General features: G+C 52.3%; 15 protein-coding genes. 2 read left to right on the top strand and 13 right to left on the bottom strand.

Features of this window, described 5'->3' with window-relative positions; all coding sequences use genetic code 11:
* The 13 genes from LC084_RS20005 to LC084_RS20065 form a co-directional block, all read right to left on the bottom strand.
* Complete coding sequence (locus LC084_RS20005; protein ID WP_226573278.1) at positions 1-849, bottom strand: GNAT family N-acetyltransferase; 849 nt, start codon at positions 847-849, stop codon at positions 1-3.
* Positions 850-884: 35 nt separating this feature from the next.
* Positions 885-2,216 carry an NAD(P)/FAD-dependent oxidoreductase gene (locus tag LC084_RS20010; protein WP_226573281.1) on the bottom strand — a complete coding sequence of 444 codons (1,332 nt, stop codon included), beginning with the start codon at positions 2,214-2,216 and terminating at the stop codon, positions 885-887.
* A gap of 21 nt (positions 2,217-2,237) precedes the next feature.
* The gene (locus tag LC084_RS20015; RefSeq protein ID WP_226573283.1) at positions 2,238-3,902 is read right to left on the bottom strand and encodes an ABC transporter ATP-binding protein; all 1,665 of its coding nucleotides are present in this window, start codon (positions 3,900-3,902) and stop codon (positions 2,238-2,240) included.
* Entirely contained in the window at positions 3,899-4,750 is an 852-nt protein-coding gene (locus tag LC084_RS20020) for an ABC transporter permease (RefSeq protein ID WP_226573460.1), read from the bottom strand. The genes LC084_RS20015 and LC084_RS20020 overlap by 4 nt, the downstream gene beginning before the upstream one ends.
* A complete protein-coding gene (locus LC084_RS20025) occupies positions 4,750-5,700 on the bottom strand; it encodes an ABC transporter permease (protein WP_226573286.1) in 951 nt (316 codons plus the stop codon). The genes LC084_RS20020 and LC084_RS20025 overlap by 1 nt, the downstream gene beginning before the upstream one ends.
* 21 nt (positions 5,701-5,721) lie before the next feature.
* Positions 5,722-7,326, bottom strand: coding sequence for an ABC transporter substrate-binding protein (locus tag LC084_RS20030; protein ID WP_226573289.1), 1,605 nt, complete (start codon positions 7,324-7,326; stop codon positions 5,722-5,724).
* A gap of 31 nt (positions 7,327-7,357) precedes the next feature.
* Complete coding sequence (locus LC084_RS20035; protein ID WP_226573292.1) at positions 7,358-8,635, bottom strand: NAD(P)/FAD-dependent oxidoreductase; 1,278 nt, start codon at positions 8,633-8,635, stop codon at positions 7,358-7,360.
* A gap of 11 nt (positions 8,636-8,646) precedes the next feature.
* On the bottom strand, positions 8,647-9,315 hold the full coding sequence (locus LC084_RS20040) for a haloacid dehalogenase type II (RefSeq protein ID WP_226573295.1): 669 nt from the start codon (positions 9,313-9,315) through the stop codon (positions 8,647-8,649).
* 28 nt (positions 9,316-9,343) lie between these two features.
* A complete protein-coding gene (locus LC084_RS20045; RefSeq protein WP_226573462.1) occupies positions 9,344-10,816 on the bottom strand; it encodes an aldehyde dehydrogenase family protein in 1,473 nt (490 codons plus the stop codon).
* 357 nt (positions 10,817-11,173) lie between these two features.
* Positions 11,174-12,631 (bottom strand): NAD-dependent succinate-semialdehyde dehydrogenase, encoded by a 1,458-nt coding sequence (locus tag LC084_RS20050; RefSeq protein WP_226573298.1) that lies wholly within the window; start codon positions 12,629-12,631, stop codon positions 11,174-11,176.
* Positions 12,632-12,787: 156 nt separating this feature from the next.
* Positions 12,788-13,891, bottom strand: coding sequence for a M20 peptidase aminoacylase family protein (locus LC084_RS20055; RefSeq protein ID WP_226573299.1), 1,104 nt, complete (start codon positions 13,889-13,891; stop codon positions 12,788-12,790).
* A 68-nt stretch (positions 13,892-13,959) separates the two neighbouring features.
* The gene (locus LC084_RS20060; RefSeq protein WP_226573301.1) at positions 13,960-14,427 is read right to left on the bottom strand and encodes a YjiG family protein; all 468 of its coding nucleotides are present in this window, start codon (positions 14,425-14,427) and stop codon (positions 13,960-13,962) included.
* Positions 14,420-15,100, bottom strand: coding sequence for a nucleoside recognition domain-containing protein (locus tag LC084_RS20065; RefSeq protein WP_226573303.1), 681 nt, complete (start codon positions 15,098-15,100; stop codon positions 14,420-14,422). The genes LC084_RS20060 and LC084_RS20065 overlap by 8 nt, the downstream gene beginning before the upstream one ends.
* Positions 15,101-15,198: 98 nt before the next feature.
* On the opposite strand from LC084_RS20065, the gene LC084_RS20070 reads away from it, so the two are divergent.
* Together LC084_RS20070 and LC084_RS20075 are read left to right on the top strand one after the other, a co-directional pair.
* Entirely contained in the window at positions 15,199-15,564 is a 366-nt protein-coding gene (locus tag LC084_RS20070; RefSeq protein WP_226573305.1) for a hypothetical protein, read from the top strand.
* Positions 15,554-16,468 (top strand): LysR family transcriptional regulator, encoded by a 915-nt coding sequence (locus LC084_RS20075; protein WP_226573464.1) that lies wholly within the window; start codon positions 15,554-15,556, stop codon positions 16,466-16,468. Before LC084_RS20070 ends, LC084_RS20075 begins: the two co-directional genes overlap by 11 nt.
* Positions 16,469-16,553: the final 85 nt, after the last annotated feature.

Raw genomic sequence — 16,553 nt, forward strand, 5'->3', positions numbered from 1 at the left:
TCAGCCCATTGCCTGTGTCATTAACCCAAATGCTTGCGGGCTGGCGGGCTCAGGTTGCCATGGCGTACCCCGCACCATTAACACGGGGGCATCCACAACCGCCAGGCCACACCCGGTAAGCCACTTACTGAAAGGTAGCGAAGCATTGCAATCCACCCGCACAAACTCGCCGGTCAACTGGGAAAGGTGATGCGCCACCAGGTCACGAACCCGTTCTTCCTGGTAACCCAGAATGGGGCCAATTGCATACCCACGCCCAAAGCGGCGTTTCACTGCCACCGCCTGAATTGTTCCGGTGTCATCAGTCAAAACTTCAGAGCTGCCAGACACCAGTAAATCAGCAAAAAGCTGTGGCCGGGACATACCATTTGCTGCCTGGTCCAGCGCCGTAATCGCAGGCAGGTCGCTTTCTGTCGCCGGGCGAATGTGCCAGCCAGGCGGTAATGTCCGTGCCTGTAGTACAGGCAGAAAAGGTGTTTGGTGTTGATGAACCACACCTGTAGCGATAAAACCGTATTTCTCATACAGGCCCTTGCCCATTTCCGTGGCATGGAGGCGCACATTACACCCTTCAAGCTGGGACAAAATGCCTGACATTAATGCTTTGCCAATCCCCCGCCCTTGCAGGCGTTCATCCACAATCACCAGACCGACCATAGCCAGTTGCCCACCCCAGGGCCAACACAGGACTGTACCAATCACGGTGTCACCCTCCAGTGCCACCATGCCTTTGCCATGCTGCCAGGCCTGCAACCAGTCTTCACGCCGGTGTGGCCATTTCATTTGCTGGCTGAGGGCAAAGCCCTCAGCAATATCTTGTTCCTGCATTGGGCGTAACGTCACGCTCATGTGTTCTGTCTCCTTGCGGGCAGTCTGCACGTTAATTACATCATTCCGGGGCTGTTCAGGTTGCTGCCGTCCACCAGGCGGGAGTAACGGAATGGTGTCGGGTCAACAATGGGAGTGATATCCGTTGCCAAATCGGCAGCCAGACGCCCGGCTCCCGGACCTATTCCGAAACCATGCCCACTGTAACCGGCAGAAACCACCAGGCCTGGCAATTTATCAATTCGTGAAATCACCGGAATGGCATCTGGTGTGCTGTCTATCATACCGCCCCAGGCCTGAGCGACCTGGAGATTCGCCAGCGCGGGGTATTCACTGCGCATTGCAGCCAGCCCGGACTGCACCATATCGTGGTCAGGTTGTGGGTCCAGAATACGTACTTTTTCAAACGGCGAAACACTGTCTAAGGACCAGGAACGAAAAGACTCAGGCCCCCGGAAAAATGGCGTTATCCCCGGAGAAATGGTCAGGTTTTTGCGGCGTGATTTGAATGTTGGCCAGAACTGGCGCGCATAACGGATGCCCTGTGCGCCAGGCTCCAGCCGCCCACGGCCAGATACCGCCACGGTGTAACTGCCATCCAGTTGCGGGCGGCAGGCAAAACGCCCGGTATAAAAAGGTACCGTAATGGCCTGTTCAATGGGCTTAGTTCGAAAGGCAGTGCCTATCACATTCCCCATGGGTAAATCGATACCATGGCGGCGGCAGAACAGTGAAGTCCAGGCTCCCGCAGCAACAATCACCCTTGATGTTTTGATTAGCCCACGCTCGGTCCACACGCCACTGACTGCGCCACCACTGATATCCAGGCCACGCACAGCACATTGCTGAAATAGCATTGCCCCACGCGCAACAGCAGCGCGAGCCAGGCCGGAAGATGCCCAGGCGGGCTCAGCGTAGCCATCCGTCGGCGAAGAAACACCGCCTAACCAGGCCGTGGAACTGCCGGGCGTCATCGCTTTCGCTGCACTGGCGGTTAAGATGTGGCTTTCCACACCGTATTGTTTGGCAATGTGCCCCCACTTTTCCCAGGCGTCAATTTCACTCTGATCCAGGGTGGCATACACCAGACCGGAGCGGCGAAACCCCAGGTCTTCACCGGTTTCTCGCTCCAACTCTGCCCAACGCCGTATGGCATAAATCGATAATGGGAGTTCACGTTCATCACGGTTCTGCTGGCGGCACCAGCCCCAGTTACGGCTGGATTGCTCTGCGCCCACCAACCCTTTTTCCAGTAAAACGACGCGCAACCCTTGTTTAGTCAGTTCCCAGGTGGCAGCACTACCGGCAATACCTGCGCCAATAATCACCACATCCGCAGAATCTGGAAAATCGGTACTGTCCTGTACATAACGTAACGGTGCAGGCATAAATGTGTATCCCCTTAAGAGTTATTCCGCTTTAAGCACGTCTTCATGTTCATCCAGCCACCCCTGCCGCAGCTCTGGTACTGCCCGTTTCAGGCGCTCAAAGTAGAGAACAGAGGAGGGTTTGTCGTAGTCATCACGGGACAGTTGGGTCACAATCTGCCCTTGTTTCATTACGACAATGTCATCGCACACCGCCCGCACCGCATGCATATCATGGCTGATAAACAACACAGTCAGCCCCAATTTGCGGCGCAGCTCGCAAATCAAATCCAGCACGGCTGCCGCCACGACGGTATCCAGCGCAGAAGTCACTTCATCGCAAATAATGACTTCCGGCTCCGCAGCCAGTGCCCGCGCCAGGTTGACGCGTTGTTTCTGACCGCCAGAAAGCCCGCCTGGCTTACGGTGCATAACGGAATGAGGCAGGCGCACCAGGTCGAGCAACGCTTTCACTCGTTGCTGCAACTCGGCTCCCTGTAATTGGTGAAATAACACCAGTGGGCGTGCCAGGATTTGCCCAATAGTATGGTTAGGGTTCAGCGCGGTATCCGCCATTTGGAATACATACTGAATACGACGCAACTCATCGGGTGTACGTTGCTGCATCGCGTTATCAATGTAGTGGTCGCCAAATAGCAGGTGCCCTTGCCAGGCGGGATTCAACCCGGCAATCGCATGGGCCAGCGTAGTTTTTCCTGAACCGGATTCGCCAATAATGCCAATGGCCTGGCCGCGCCAGACTTGCAGGTTAATATCATCAAGGATCCGAATAGCTGGCACGCCTTCGCTATCCCGAGAACCATACCCAACCGCCAGATTACGCACTTCCAGTAACGGGTGGATGGTAGCTTCAGCCGGGTTCCAGCTACTGGGCCGTTCAGCCTGGCGGGCCGCGGCCATTAGCGAATGGGTATAAGGTGAAACCGGGGCGCTGAGCAATTGCTGTGTGGTGCCATATTCGGCGATTTGCCCTTTCAGCAGCACCAGGATTTTGTCGGCCATTTGAGCCACCACCGCCAGGTCATGGCTGACATAAATTGCCGTCATGCCACGCTCGGCTACCACACGGCGAAATGCTTTCAGCACTTCCACCTGTGTCGTCACATCCAGTGCGGTAGTGGGTTCATCGAGGATAACCACTTCCGGGTCGCCTATTAATGCCATGGCAGTCATCAGGCGCTGCAACTGCCCACCAGACACCTGGTGCGGGTAGCGTTCGCCAATGGTTTCTGGCGAGGGCAACGCCAGTTCACGAAACAGCGCCACCGCTTTGGTAATAGCTTCACGCCGGGAGAGGATCCCGTGGATCACTACGCTTTCGATCACCTGGTCGATAATTTTCATGCACGGGTTAAACGATGCTGCCGCGCTCTGGGCAATATAGGCCACTTTTTTGCCCCGAAAGCGCTGTAACTCGCGGGTAGACAGGCGCATCACATCTTCATCCACAACGTGAATACGCCCATCAGCTATACGACAACCGTGGCGGGCATAGCCCATTAAGGCCATGGCAATGGTGGTTTTACCCGATCCTGATTCACCAATCAGCGCCAGCACTTCACCACGCTGCACGGTAAACTGAATATCGCTGACCAGGTCGATATCTTCACCACGGTCGTTTTTGGCGGTTACCCGCAGGTTTTCAACAGCAATTGCTGGCAAATTATCGTGTAACATGATGCTCATGCGCCTTCCTCCACCAGTTGCAGTGGCCCGACATTACGTAAGTTGTCGATAAACAAGTTCGCGCCAATGGTCAGGCTGGCAATGGCCAAAGCAGGCATCAGCACCGCAGGCGAGCCGTCGAATAACCCTTGCAGGTTTTCCCGCACCAGTGTTCCCCAGTCGGCGTCTGGTGGCTGAACACCCAACCCCAGGAAACTCAAACCGCTAAGTAACAGTACGATGTAGACAAAACGCAGGCCAAAATCCGTCAGCATGGCGTGCACCATGCCGGGCAGAATGTCATGCAAAGCGATATACCAGCGCCCTTCACCACGTAGCCGTGAAGCACGCACGTAATCCATATTGCGCAGGCTGCCTGCCATCGAAAACGCGATACGGTAAGCACCTGGCCAGTAGGTGAATACTGCAGTCACTACCAGCATGGGTAACGATGAACCGAAGACGGCAACAATCATCAGCGATAACACTTTACCAGGCAGCACCAGTAATGCATCGTTAACGCGGCCAATTATTTCTTCCAGCCAGCGTCCTGTAACCGCCGCCAGCAACGCCAGCAGAGTACCGACCAGGCTTGCCAGCACAGCGGCGGTCAGAGCAAGGCCAATGGAGAAGCGGGCGCCGACCAAAATCCGGCTTAACATATCCCGCCCCAGGTAATCCGTACCCAGCCAGTTTTGCGCCGTCATCCCACCCAAAATTGGCCCCGCGCCAATATCTAAACCACTATGTGGTGCGATATAGCCCCCAAACACTGCCATCACAATCCAGAACAGGGACATTACCAGCCCCACCCGGCCAGACAACGACAGCGCCATAAAGAAACGCCAGGGTAACAGTATGCGGCTCATCATCCCCTCCATTTCGGGTTAAACGCGATAGTCACCACGTCGGCAACCAGCAATAACACCAGATAACAGGCAGCAAATAACATGACACACAGTTGTACCAACGGAAGATCACGGTTACTCACCGCATCAACTAACTGGCTGGCGAGTCCGGGATAGCTGAAAATCGTTTCAATAATGATGACTCCGCCAAACAGGTAAGCCAGACTTAATGACACCGCATTAGCAATAGGGCCAACAGCATTAGGTAACGCATGGCGAAGCACTGCACGGAGTGGCGAAACACCTTTCAGCAATGCCATCTCCAGCCACGGGCTTTCTAACTGTTCAACGATGGCGGCACGGGTCATTCGCGCCATTTGCGCCACCAGCACAAAACAGAGTGTCAGCACTGGCAGAGCATAGGTTTTCAGGTAATTCAGGAACCCTTCACCACCACCTAACGACATGGCAGAAACCCAATGCAGTTTCACGGCAAAAATCAACACTGCAATGGTGGCGACCAGAAATTCCGGCACTGCCACACACGCCATCGCACTCATCACCAGGGCCCGGTCAATCCAGGTATCCCGGTACATCGCAGCAAGTATCCCCGTCACCAGAGCGAACGGGACTGAAACCACAGTCGTTGTTGCAGCCAGCTCAAATGTGGCAGGAATACGTTGCGCCACCAGTTGGGCCACCGGTAAATGGTTGGCAAATGAGGTGCCAAAATCGCCATGCAACATGCCCCACAACCACAGGAAATAACGGACCACCAGGGGTCTGTCCAAACCGAGTTGTATACGTAGCGCCGCAACTGTTTCGGGTGTGGCGTTTTGCCCGAGCATCAATTGCGCCGCATCTCCTGGGAGCAGACTGGTGATAAAAAACACCACCGCCGAGACAATCAGCAACGTTAGTAACCCGGCACCTGTGCGCCGGGCGATGAGTTGCAGCATAAAGCGATTCATGGGCAACCTCCTGAAAAGGGATTAGGCGGAAAGCCAGGCGAACTCGTGAAAGCGATATCCCATCATCATTCCTGATGGCCATGGCTCCACGCCTTTTACTTTCTTGTTATAGCCGTCCATTGAGCTGACAAAAATGGGGACCAGCGTGCCGCAATGGTCGTAAATCAGATGTTGCATGTCGCCATACATCTGTTTGCGCTTAGCCTGGTCCTGCTCGCCACGAGCGGCCACAACCAACTGGTCGAACTGGGGATTTTTCCACCCGGACTCATTGTTACTGGCAGACGAGAGGTAGAATTGTGAAAGCAACATATCCAGTGTTGGCCGCGGGTTGATGGAACCATAGCCAATCGGGTCTTTCATCCAGTGGCTGGCCCAGTAACCATCGTAAGGGACACGACGCACATTGACTTTCAAACCGGCACCTGCCGCAATTTGTTGAATCAACTGGCCGCCTTCCACCGCGCCTTCAATATTGGGCGTTGTGATAATTTCGATGCTACTACCTACCATTCCCGCCTTTTTCAGATGAAATTTCGCTTTATCAAGATCGACGGGACGAGGCGGCAGACTGCTGTTATACAGTGGGTGCCAGGGTGGAACGGGTGTGTCATTACCTACGGTTCCATACCCCTGAAGCACGGTTTTCACCATCATTTCGCGAGGTTGCAAGTATTTCATTGCCAAAACAAAGTCCGGATTGTTACCAGGATGTTTGTCAGTACGAATAATCAGGTTGGTGTATTCGCCAGATTTACTCTCCAGAACACCAAATTTACTGCTGCCACCAAGGCGTTTTGCATCATTTGCTGACAAGGTAGAGACAATATCCAAATCACCAGACATCAGAGCATTAACCCGAGCAGCCTGGTCAGTCACACCCAACAGTTCCACTTCATCCAGGTGCGGCAGCCCTGGTTTCCAGTAATGCGGGTTGCGAATGCCCACAGCACTGACACCTGGGGTAAAAGACTTGCATATGAATGGACCGGTACCGATGCCTTTTGAAAAATTGGTGGTATTTTGCTGCAAAATTAAGAACGGACTGGTTGCCAACATAGCTGGCAAATCGAAGTTCGCCGCACTTAGCACCAGTTGAACTTCCTGTGGGTTTACAGCCTTAATTGTGCTGAACTGTTCAGCCAGCTTGAACGCATTGGAAGCAACGGCCGGATCCTTGTGGCGGTTCAGGGACCAGACTACATCATCCGCCGTCAGCGGTTTGCCATCATGGAACAGCACGCCATTACGCAGTTTAATCTGCCATGTAATACCGTCACTGGATTCAATCGATTCCGCCAGTGCGGGTTTCACTGCCATCGTTTTATCCAGCTCAGTCAGGCCACTGTAAAACATAAACTGGCGGACATAATCACCGCTGTTATTGCCTTTGGCCGGATCAAGCGTATCGGTCGCAGAGGCATTCGAAATCGCAGCCCGTATTTTCCCCCCTTGCACCGGCTTTTCTGCCGCAAGGCTCAAAGATGGGAAGCCCAATATCCCTGTGCTCATCACTGCGCCAGCCGATAACAACTTGATCAAACTCCGGCGCGATAATGACGCATCGTTAATCGCCTGGACAATATTGTTGTCGGTGCCGGGCTGTTTTTTATCAAATTTACGCATCTGTAACCCCTCAAGAAAACACAGTTTAGTTTCAGGAAAACCGATCCATGGTTTTGTAGTACAAGCCCGCAACAGGTAAAAACCAGGGCTTACCAAAATAGCCAGGCAAAGCAGGCCAGGCCTCACGTTGCCATGGGTTATCCGGTTGTTTTTCTGCTATTACTTCTGCCATCACCCGCCCCATCCACACCGACATCTGCGTACCATGTCCGCTGTAACCTAACGCATAGAAAACGCCGTTGTGTTCCCCTGCTCTCGGCAGACGGTCTGCAGTCATATCGACCATACCCCCCCAACAGTACTCAACAGGTACTTCCGCCAGAGCCGGAAACATCTTCACCATACTGGCTTTCAATACCGCGCCACTACGGCTGTCGGACGTTGGGTTACTCATGGCAAAACGCGCCCGCCCACCAAATATCAGGCGTCGGTCTGCAGTGGTTCGGAAGTAATTACCAATGTTGAGAGACGTCACATAGGTGCGATCGTGCGGTAACAACGTGCTGAGTAATGATTCTGGTAGCGGTGTCGTTGCTACAATAAAACTGCCAACTGGCACAATACGACGCTGAAACCAGGGGAACGGGCCTTCATTGGAGCACCCGGTCGCCATCAGTACTTTTTCAGCAATGATCTCTCCTTGAGAAGTCGTGATCAGGTAACGGTGTTCCTTTAATTGCTTCATGCCAGTAACACTGTGACCCGGGTAAATTTTGGCGCCATAACGCGCAGCCGCTTCCGCCAGGCCGACACCAAATTTCCCCATGTGCATTTGACCACCACGTAGCTGCAATAAACCGCCATGGAAGTCGTCACTACCAATCTCAGCACGCACATCCTCTTTACTCAGTAACTGAATATTGGGATCCACGCTCTCACGCATCTGCGCCCAGGCTTCACGTAATGCTGCAAAATGGCCAGGCTTGCTGGCCAGTTTCAACTTGCCACATAAACGAAAATCACAAGATATTTGTTCTTCATCAATGACTTGATTTACGTAGCTCACAGCATCATCGTAGGCACGATAAAAACGACTGGCTTCTTCCAACCCACGGCTGGCAACCAGCGCTGCAAAATTTTGTGCAACTCCCGTATTACAGTGACCACCATTACGCCCCGAGGCCTGGCTCATTACCTGGTCTCGTTCCAGAAGCACCACATCCACCCCGGATTTTGCCAGGTTGAGTGCGGCCGATACTCCGGTAAATCCACCACCAATTACCACCACATCAGCATGGGCTGGCAACGGGGTACTGGCGGCTCCGGTAAATTCCGGAGCGGTTGCCTGCCAGAACGATTCCAGTTTCATACAGGCTCCTTTTACAGTCCAAGAACCGAAGGAAGCTGGTCGATACCGCTGATTTCGGTATAACCATAGAATGGGTTCGGCGCATCATGACCACGGTTAACAAAGACTTTGTTCGTGATGCCCATGTCGTAGCAGGTCATCAGGTCATAACGCAGGCTGGAAGAAACGTGAAGGATTTCATCCGGGCCACATCCCAGTTTGTTGAGCATGTATTCGAAGCCACGCATTTGTGGTTTATAAGCGCCGGTCTCTTCAGCTGTAATCGCCATATGGATAGGTGCACCCAGGCGTGGAATATGATGGGTAATCAGGTCATCCATTGAATTGCTCAGCAACACCAAAGGAACATGTTGCGCGACTTTGGCCAGGCCTGCCGGAACATCAGGATGTGGTCCCCATGAAGCGCAATCTGTGTAGATTGCATCACTATCAGCCGGGCTCCATGCCACTCCCCATTTTTTACAAGTCCGCTGCAGAGCATTACTGACCACATCAAAATATGGCTTCCAGGCTCCCAACACTTCATCGAAGCGGTAACGTGAAAAATCCGCTGTAAAAGCTGGCATATCGGCTTCGCTGACCCGGTCGCTGAAATGCCGGGCAGCCGAAGGGGCCATATCGAATTTGATTAATGTGCCGTAGCAATCAAAGGTGACAAATTTCGGTTTAAACACAGCCATGACGCACTCTCCAGGTCAGGTTTTTCTGTTAAAAATCAATCAATACACTCTTTTGCTGCTGGCAGGCCTGAAACGCCTGCCGGCCAAGGTCTTTGCCAATGCCAGACCCCAAAAATCCACCAGTCGGAATAATAAAGTCGCCGGAACGGCCATAGCGGTTGACCCATACAGTGCCTGCCGCCAACTGGCGTACCGCACGCAAAGCCCGCGGCAAACTCAGGGTATGAACACCGGCACACAGGCCATAGGTGTCATGGGCCGCCATCGCCAGCGCTTCATCTTCGTCGTCAAACTGTTGAATGGTGAGCACAGGGCCGAAGATCTCGGTCTGAATCGCCGGGTTATCCGCCGCCATGCCGGATAACAGTGTGGGTTGCCAGAACCAGCCTTCGCCGGTATCTGCAAAACGCTTCCCTCCCACCAGCACTTCGGCTCCTGCCGCTTTTGCCGCTGCAACAACTGAGGCCACTTTGTTACCCTGCCGGGCATCAATCATGGGGGCATAACGCGTGTTTTCGTCCCAGGTCAGGCCCGGGCGGAAGGTCTTGCACAGAGAAATGAGTTTTTCAGTCAGTGCCCCGGCAATACCACGCTGAACAATTAAGCGGGTTCCCGCCACACAAGCCTGGCCGCCATTGCCGGTAAACCCACGCAAAATTCGCCCAGCCAGTTCGTCGATATCGCCCGCATCATCGAACACGACTTGCGGGCTTTTGCCGCCCAACTCCAGCGTGACAGGCTTCATACCAAATTGGGCAGCATCACTCATTATTTGCGCGCCAGTCTGGGTAGAGCCGGTAAACGACACTTTGCGAATGAGGGGATGGCGGACCAGCGCACTACCGGTCACCGCACCTCGCCCTTGTACTATATTGAGCACACCTGCTGGCAACCCGGCCTGAACTGCCAGTTCAGCCATACGCACAGTAGAAAAAGGGGTTAGTTCAGAGGGTTTCAGCACCACAGCATTGCCTGCCGCTAACGCGGGGCCACACTTCCACGATGCCATGGATAAAGGGAAGTTCCACGGGGTAATGGCACCAATCACACCAAAGGGCTCGGTCAGTAACATTCCCAGGCTGTTGTCCTGAGTGGGGAATAAGTCACTACTGTATTTATCTGCACACTCGGCATAAAAACGAATGGCTTCTGCTGTGAAGGGGATTTCGTGGTTAATCACATCAGAAATTGGCCGGGTTGACCCCATCGCTTCCAGTTTTCCCAGAAGCGGCGCATCCTGCTCTATCAGTTCCGCCCAACGGCGCAACACACGGCCACGTTCTCTGGGGGAACAACTGGCCCAGCCACTCGCTTTAGCAGCCCGGTGGGCCACCTGAACCGCGGTATCCACATCCGTGGCCTGTGCTTCATTAAGTTCGGCATAAATCCGGCCATCGGATGGGCGTTTGACTACCAGAGTTTCACCCTGACTTGGGTAAAACTGGCCATCAATATAATTACCTGTAGGCAAAATCACTTTATCAGGGTCGAAACTCAGCATCATGAAATCCTTATTTACTGATTTTATTCAGGCCGGGATTTATAAATTAACTGCCTCTGCATATTTTTATAAATGCATGATACGTGCCAAATTAAAGAAAAAATTAAATGCCTGATAAAGGCGCCAAAAAAAATTTTATGCCGAATAGGAAGGTAAAATTTCCTGTTGTTTTTTTCGCTACTTTAACCGCCATTTTTATGTTAATTAATTGGTTTAACATAGTGCAAAGCATGTTAAAAATGCACCAAGAAATACCTGGTGAGATTTAGAATTAAAATATTACATATCAGTAAATTACAAAACAAAAAGGCTGCCATCTCTGGCAGCCTCCGGGGAAACTTATATAAAGGGAGGTAGCTATAAGCCACCGATATGAAAAGATTTAGTTTCTAAATATTCATCAATACCACAACGAGCACCTTCCCGGCCAACTCCTGAAAGTTTAATTCCCCCAAAGGGAGCAACTTCCATTGAAATAACTCCAGTATTATAACCCACCATGCCAAATTCAAGTGACTCCGCCATGCGCCATGCACGGCGCATATTCTCGGTAAAGAAATAAGCACCCAATCCATAAGGCGTATTATTTGCCATGGCCGTGACTTGTTGCTCATCATCAAACAGAAATAGCGGAGCTACCGGGCCAAATGTTTCTTCCTGGGCAATCAACATTTTTTCTGTGACATTGCCAAGAATGGTCGGCTCAACAAACTGGCTGGTTCCTGTCGCTATGCCACCGGCAATTAATGTTGCTCCCTGGCTTAATGCATCATCAATGTGGCGGTTAACTTTTTCTACTGCTGCCCGGTTAATCAATGGCCCCAGGGTAACGCCGGGATGTGTGCCATCGCCCACCTGAAGTTGTGCAACCGCTTCTTGCAGGCGTTGGCTGAAGCGTTCATAGATGCCGCGCTGAACAAATATCCGGTTGGCGCACACGCAGGTTTGCCCGGCATTACGGAATTTACTGCTCATTATGCCGGTAATCGCCAGATCGAGATCCGCATCATCAAACACAATAAAGGGTGCATTCCCACCCAGTTCAAGGCTCAGGCGTTTTACGCTGTCTGCACTTTGCGCCATCAGCAACTGCCCGACACGGGTTGAGCCGGTAAAGGAAATTTTCCGCACATCGGTGCTGGCTGTCAGGGTTTTACCAATTTCCGTGGGGAGCCCGGTTAAAACCTGCATCACACCCGCAGGAATACCGGCTTGCTCTGCCAGCACCATTAAAGCCAGCGCACACAGCGGTGTCAGTTCAGAGGGTTTAACAATTACCGGGCAACCTGCGGCCAGTGCTGGCGCAACTTTGCGGGTAATCATGGCAATGGGGAAGTTCCACGGGGTGATAGCGGCAGCAACCCCTACAGGTTGTTTCAGAACCAGAATTCGGCGGTCAGCGCTGGGGGCGGGAATAGTTTCGCCGCCAATACGGCGCGCTTCTTCAGCAAACCATTTCACGAAACTGGCACCGTATGCCACTTCCCCTTTGGCTTCTGCCAGTGGTTTGCCTTGTTCGGCAGTCATTATCTGCGCCAGATCATCGGCATTTGCCATGATCAACTGGTGCCATTTTTCCAGTAAAGCCGCACGCGTAGCGTTAGGGGTTTTCGCCCATTCATGGCGCACCTGTTCAGCACAGGCAATTGCCCGGCTCGTTTCCGCCGCTGCCAGGGCAGGAATAGTTGCCAGGCACTCGCCGGTAGCCGGGTTAATCACATCAAGGGTTTGCTGCGTATCGGCATCACGCCAGGCTCCGGCAAAAAATGCCTGCTGACGGACCAGCGTGGGTTGTTGTAATTTATCGAACCACATAAAGCCTCCTGGTGTTGGTCTTTCCACTCTACGGGAGAGCGGAAAGCGCATGCTGCTTTATGTGCCAGGCAGATAACATCTCTTGCGCTATTTACCCGTGAAAAAAAATTTTCTGCTGCCGCACGGTTTCACTGTGCGGCAGGTAAACAGATGCGCTTAACCGAGAACCCGGCGCACACAGGCTTTAAATACATCCACACCAATATCCAGTGCACTGCGGTCAAAGTGCATATCCGGGTGATGCAAGCCGGGTTTCAGGTTGGCACCCAGCCCCCAGAACCCACCTTTAATGGCCGGGCGCTGTACCAGATAATGGAAAAAGTCTTCGCTGCCTGGCGTGGTTTTCGGTTCAGTGAGGCCTTCATCACCCAACACTTCACGGATGGCTTCGCTAACCAGCGCGGTGGCGTCATCGTTAATAACTGCTGCAGGCATCTCTTTGAGAATCGTGGTTGCGACTGTTGCGCCATAAGCTTGTGCACTGTGAGCAATAGCCCGTTCTACCTGCGCTTTCAGCTCGGTCATGCCTTCGTTGTCTGCGGAACGCAAATCCCAGCAAACCCGTGCTTCGGCAGGAATCGAGTTGGTTACACCGGCATCGCTGAGAAAACGTGTGGCTTTCACGCTAAAGGTCAGTGAAGGAGACAGATGAATACCATTAACCGCCTGCACTGCATGTGCGGCAGCATCCAGCGCGTTAACCCCTAAATGCGGGCGCGCGGCATGGGCGGCTTTACCGGTAAACACCGCTTCAATAGTAGAAGATGCCGAGTAGTACATTGCCGGAACAGCCTTGCCCATCGGGCACTCTTCAATTGGACGTAAATGGAAGCCCAGCAGCATATCTACGTCATCCAACACACCTGCATCAACCAGCGCCAGCGCTCCGGTACCCAGCTCTTCCGCTGGCTGAAACAAAAATTTTAACCGGCCCTTTTTGACCAGACCTTGCTGAATCACTTCCTGGGCTGTGGTGAGCACTACCGATGAGTGGCCATCATGCCCACAGGTATGGCGGGCAACATGCTGGCCATCAATAATATGGCCCAGTGCGTCCATATCTGCGCGCAATGCCAGTACCGGCCCTGGCTCGCCGCTGTCCAGTTCCGCGACAATCCCCGTAGTGCCATTTACATGGCGGGTAACCTGGTAGCCAGCCGCTTCCAGCTTTTCCGCAATGTACGCGGAAGTTTGGTGCTCTTCAAAACCCAGTTCAGGAATTTCATGCAATACCCTGAAGTGTTCAATTGTACGGGACACGTCTTACTCCTTTTGATTATTGCAGGTGCGGGTTGCGGTTTCTCCTGGCAACCCTTAACAACACAGAATCAGGAAAATGCGCGCATAAACAGCATGGCTATCAATGCGTTGGCAATACTCACCACCATCAACAACGGCCAGTATTTTTTCGGCACGTCAGCAACACCCAACAGGCGCCCCATATACTGAAGCTGAGAACCCATCAGGAAGATAGCGGGGGCAAGAATGGTGATTTGCCCGGCGTCCAGTGTGCCTTTGGTTAACAGGCTGACAGCCACCCCGGTTCCTGCCGAAGAGGATAACCAGGCGGTTAGCAGGACGGTAATCGCCTCGCCAGGCAGCCCAAACAGCCCCATCAGTGGTGCACACACGTGACCTATCATCTGCATCACACCCAGTAAGTTGAGCATTTCAGCAATCACATAGGCCATCAGCACATTTGGCATCAGGTTGTTAATGGCAATATTGAAGCCTTTGCGTGCGCCAATAACGAAAATATCAAATGGGTTATTGGAAACTTTTACTGGATTACTCATTGGCGAAGTCCTTCTTATAAACGGTATTCAAAGCCAGACGCACTACCGCCGCGCCAACGAATTTCATTACGAACATTAATAACAGCGGAATAATTATGGGTGTGGTTAATGAGGCAAACATGGCTGAACCAATAGAAAAATAGTTATTAATCAACCCGGCTCCGGAATATTGCCATGCGCCCATAATCACCACATCTTTACGGGTAATTTTTTCGCTATCGTAGAGTTCCTTACTTAATGCCGCACCGGCATCGGTACTTTGTAAATCAGTAATTAATGCCAGGCCAGTATAGCCAGGTAAACCCAGCAGAGGTTTGAGTAAAGGCGTCAGTAATTTATGCGCGGCACGAATGGCGCCATAGTGAGTGAAAATCTCCAGCAACCCCAGCGCCAGCATAACTGTTGGCACCAGTGACAACGCAAACAGGAAGCCCGCTTTGGCACTTATGCCACCGCTACCAAGAAAGGTATTCGCTTCCGATTTCATGGTGCCGAACTTACCACCCAGGGTAGTAAAATCAAAAGCCCCCAGCCAGTTCATCCCTTCCACTTTATAAAAAAAGCCGGAGAAAACCAGCAGTACAATAATCAGCGACAGCCAGGCACCGGGGCCGACTTTCCATTCGCTGTGTGCTTCTCCTGATGGATTTTCCAGGGTTTTATTTTCGCTCATATTAATTTCTCTTCTCAAAGCTCCGGAACGTATTGGATGTTGTGTAAGTTGTGTTTGCAGGCTTTTTATTTGACATTACCCTGATATAAGCAGGATGTGTGCCTGTTTGGTGTTTTTTAACTATTGTTTTTATTTTTTATACAGAACCCCATGCAATAGTGTTTATTTTGCATGCAGGATCTCCACTCTTTTTTTATAAAGAGTTCCCTGGTGTTGTAGCGCGTAAATTTATTATTTTCCGGCAAGCGCCGCTGAACAGAATAACCGAATTCCGGATAACTGCCCTGGTTTGGTGCAATTCTGTTTTACTGTTTCATGGCATCTACCGTTTGAACAAAAAAACATCACAAGACCATAAATTCGATTATTACGAAGCCAGACAGGAATATGAATGCCAGTTAATGGATGATATTGTTGCCCTGAGAGCAACAGTCAATCATGAAAGGCCCGGATATGTTCCATGAAAAGCAGGTGAGTTATCTGTATGAAGTTGGTATTCAGGGTGGAATCCGCCGTGCTGCGGATATTCTTGGCGTGAATCCTTCTGTTATCAGCCGGCAAATTAGTCAGCTCGAACGCCGTCTGCAACTCCCGCTTCTGGAACGCCGTGGCCGCACAGTTATTCTCACCGAAGCCGGGAAACTGTTGGCAGAAGACTACTTTGAAAGCCGCCAGCGCCGGGAAAAGCTGGAAAGCCACTTACGGGATTTGCGCCATATGCGCGGTGGCTCTGTTTCTGTGCGTATTGGTGGCGGGCTTATCAATGTGTTTATTCACGAGGTGATGACCCAGTTTGCCGAGTCCTGGCCGCAAGTGTTTGTGGAAATCAGTGTAGCCAGCATGCAGGAAATGCTTAACGATATTGTGATGGGTGAAGCGGATATGGCGGTCGCGTTTGGGCCTATTGGCAGCCCGGAGCTGAAGCGCCACAGTTTCCGCTGGGGGCCAATTTGTGCCGTGATGTCGCCAGGCCATGAGCTGGCTCAGCTGGAACGGGTAACCATTGAACAACTGGCGGAGCAGCGGTTAATCGCACTGACTGAAAGCTTTGGCCTGCAGCGCCATATGAACGCGATGTTCCAAAGCAAAGGGCTGGTATTTTCCCCCGCTTATCGCTGCAACTTGTTCTCTACCGCCAAAGGGATGAGCCAGGCCGGTTTAGGCATTTCATTTATGAGCCGCTTCGCCGCCAGTTCGCTGATTGAGCAAGGAAAACTGGTTGCCATCCCGGTAGATCACCCCATCGCCAGTAGTGCCCAGTGCCATTTGTTGCGCAACTCTGACCGCCGCTTCACCCCGGCCGCGCATCATATGTGGCGTTTATTACTCAATGCATTTAACGACGCAGAAAGCACACTTCCCGCCTGAACTGCCAGAATTGTTATTTTTTTGCACCATAATAAAGCAAAAGCCGAGATAGCCGTCTTAACTAAAATCACTGCACAGAGGGCAA

The organism is Mangrovibacter yixingensis, from assembly GCF_020523985.1.
Lineage (GTDB): Bacteria > Pseudomonadota > Gammaproteobacteria > Enterobacterales > Enterobacteriaceae > Mangrovibacter > Mangrovibacter yixingensis.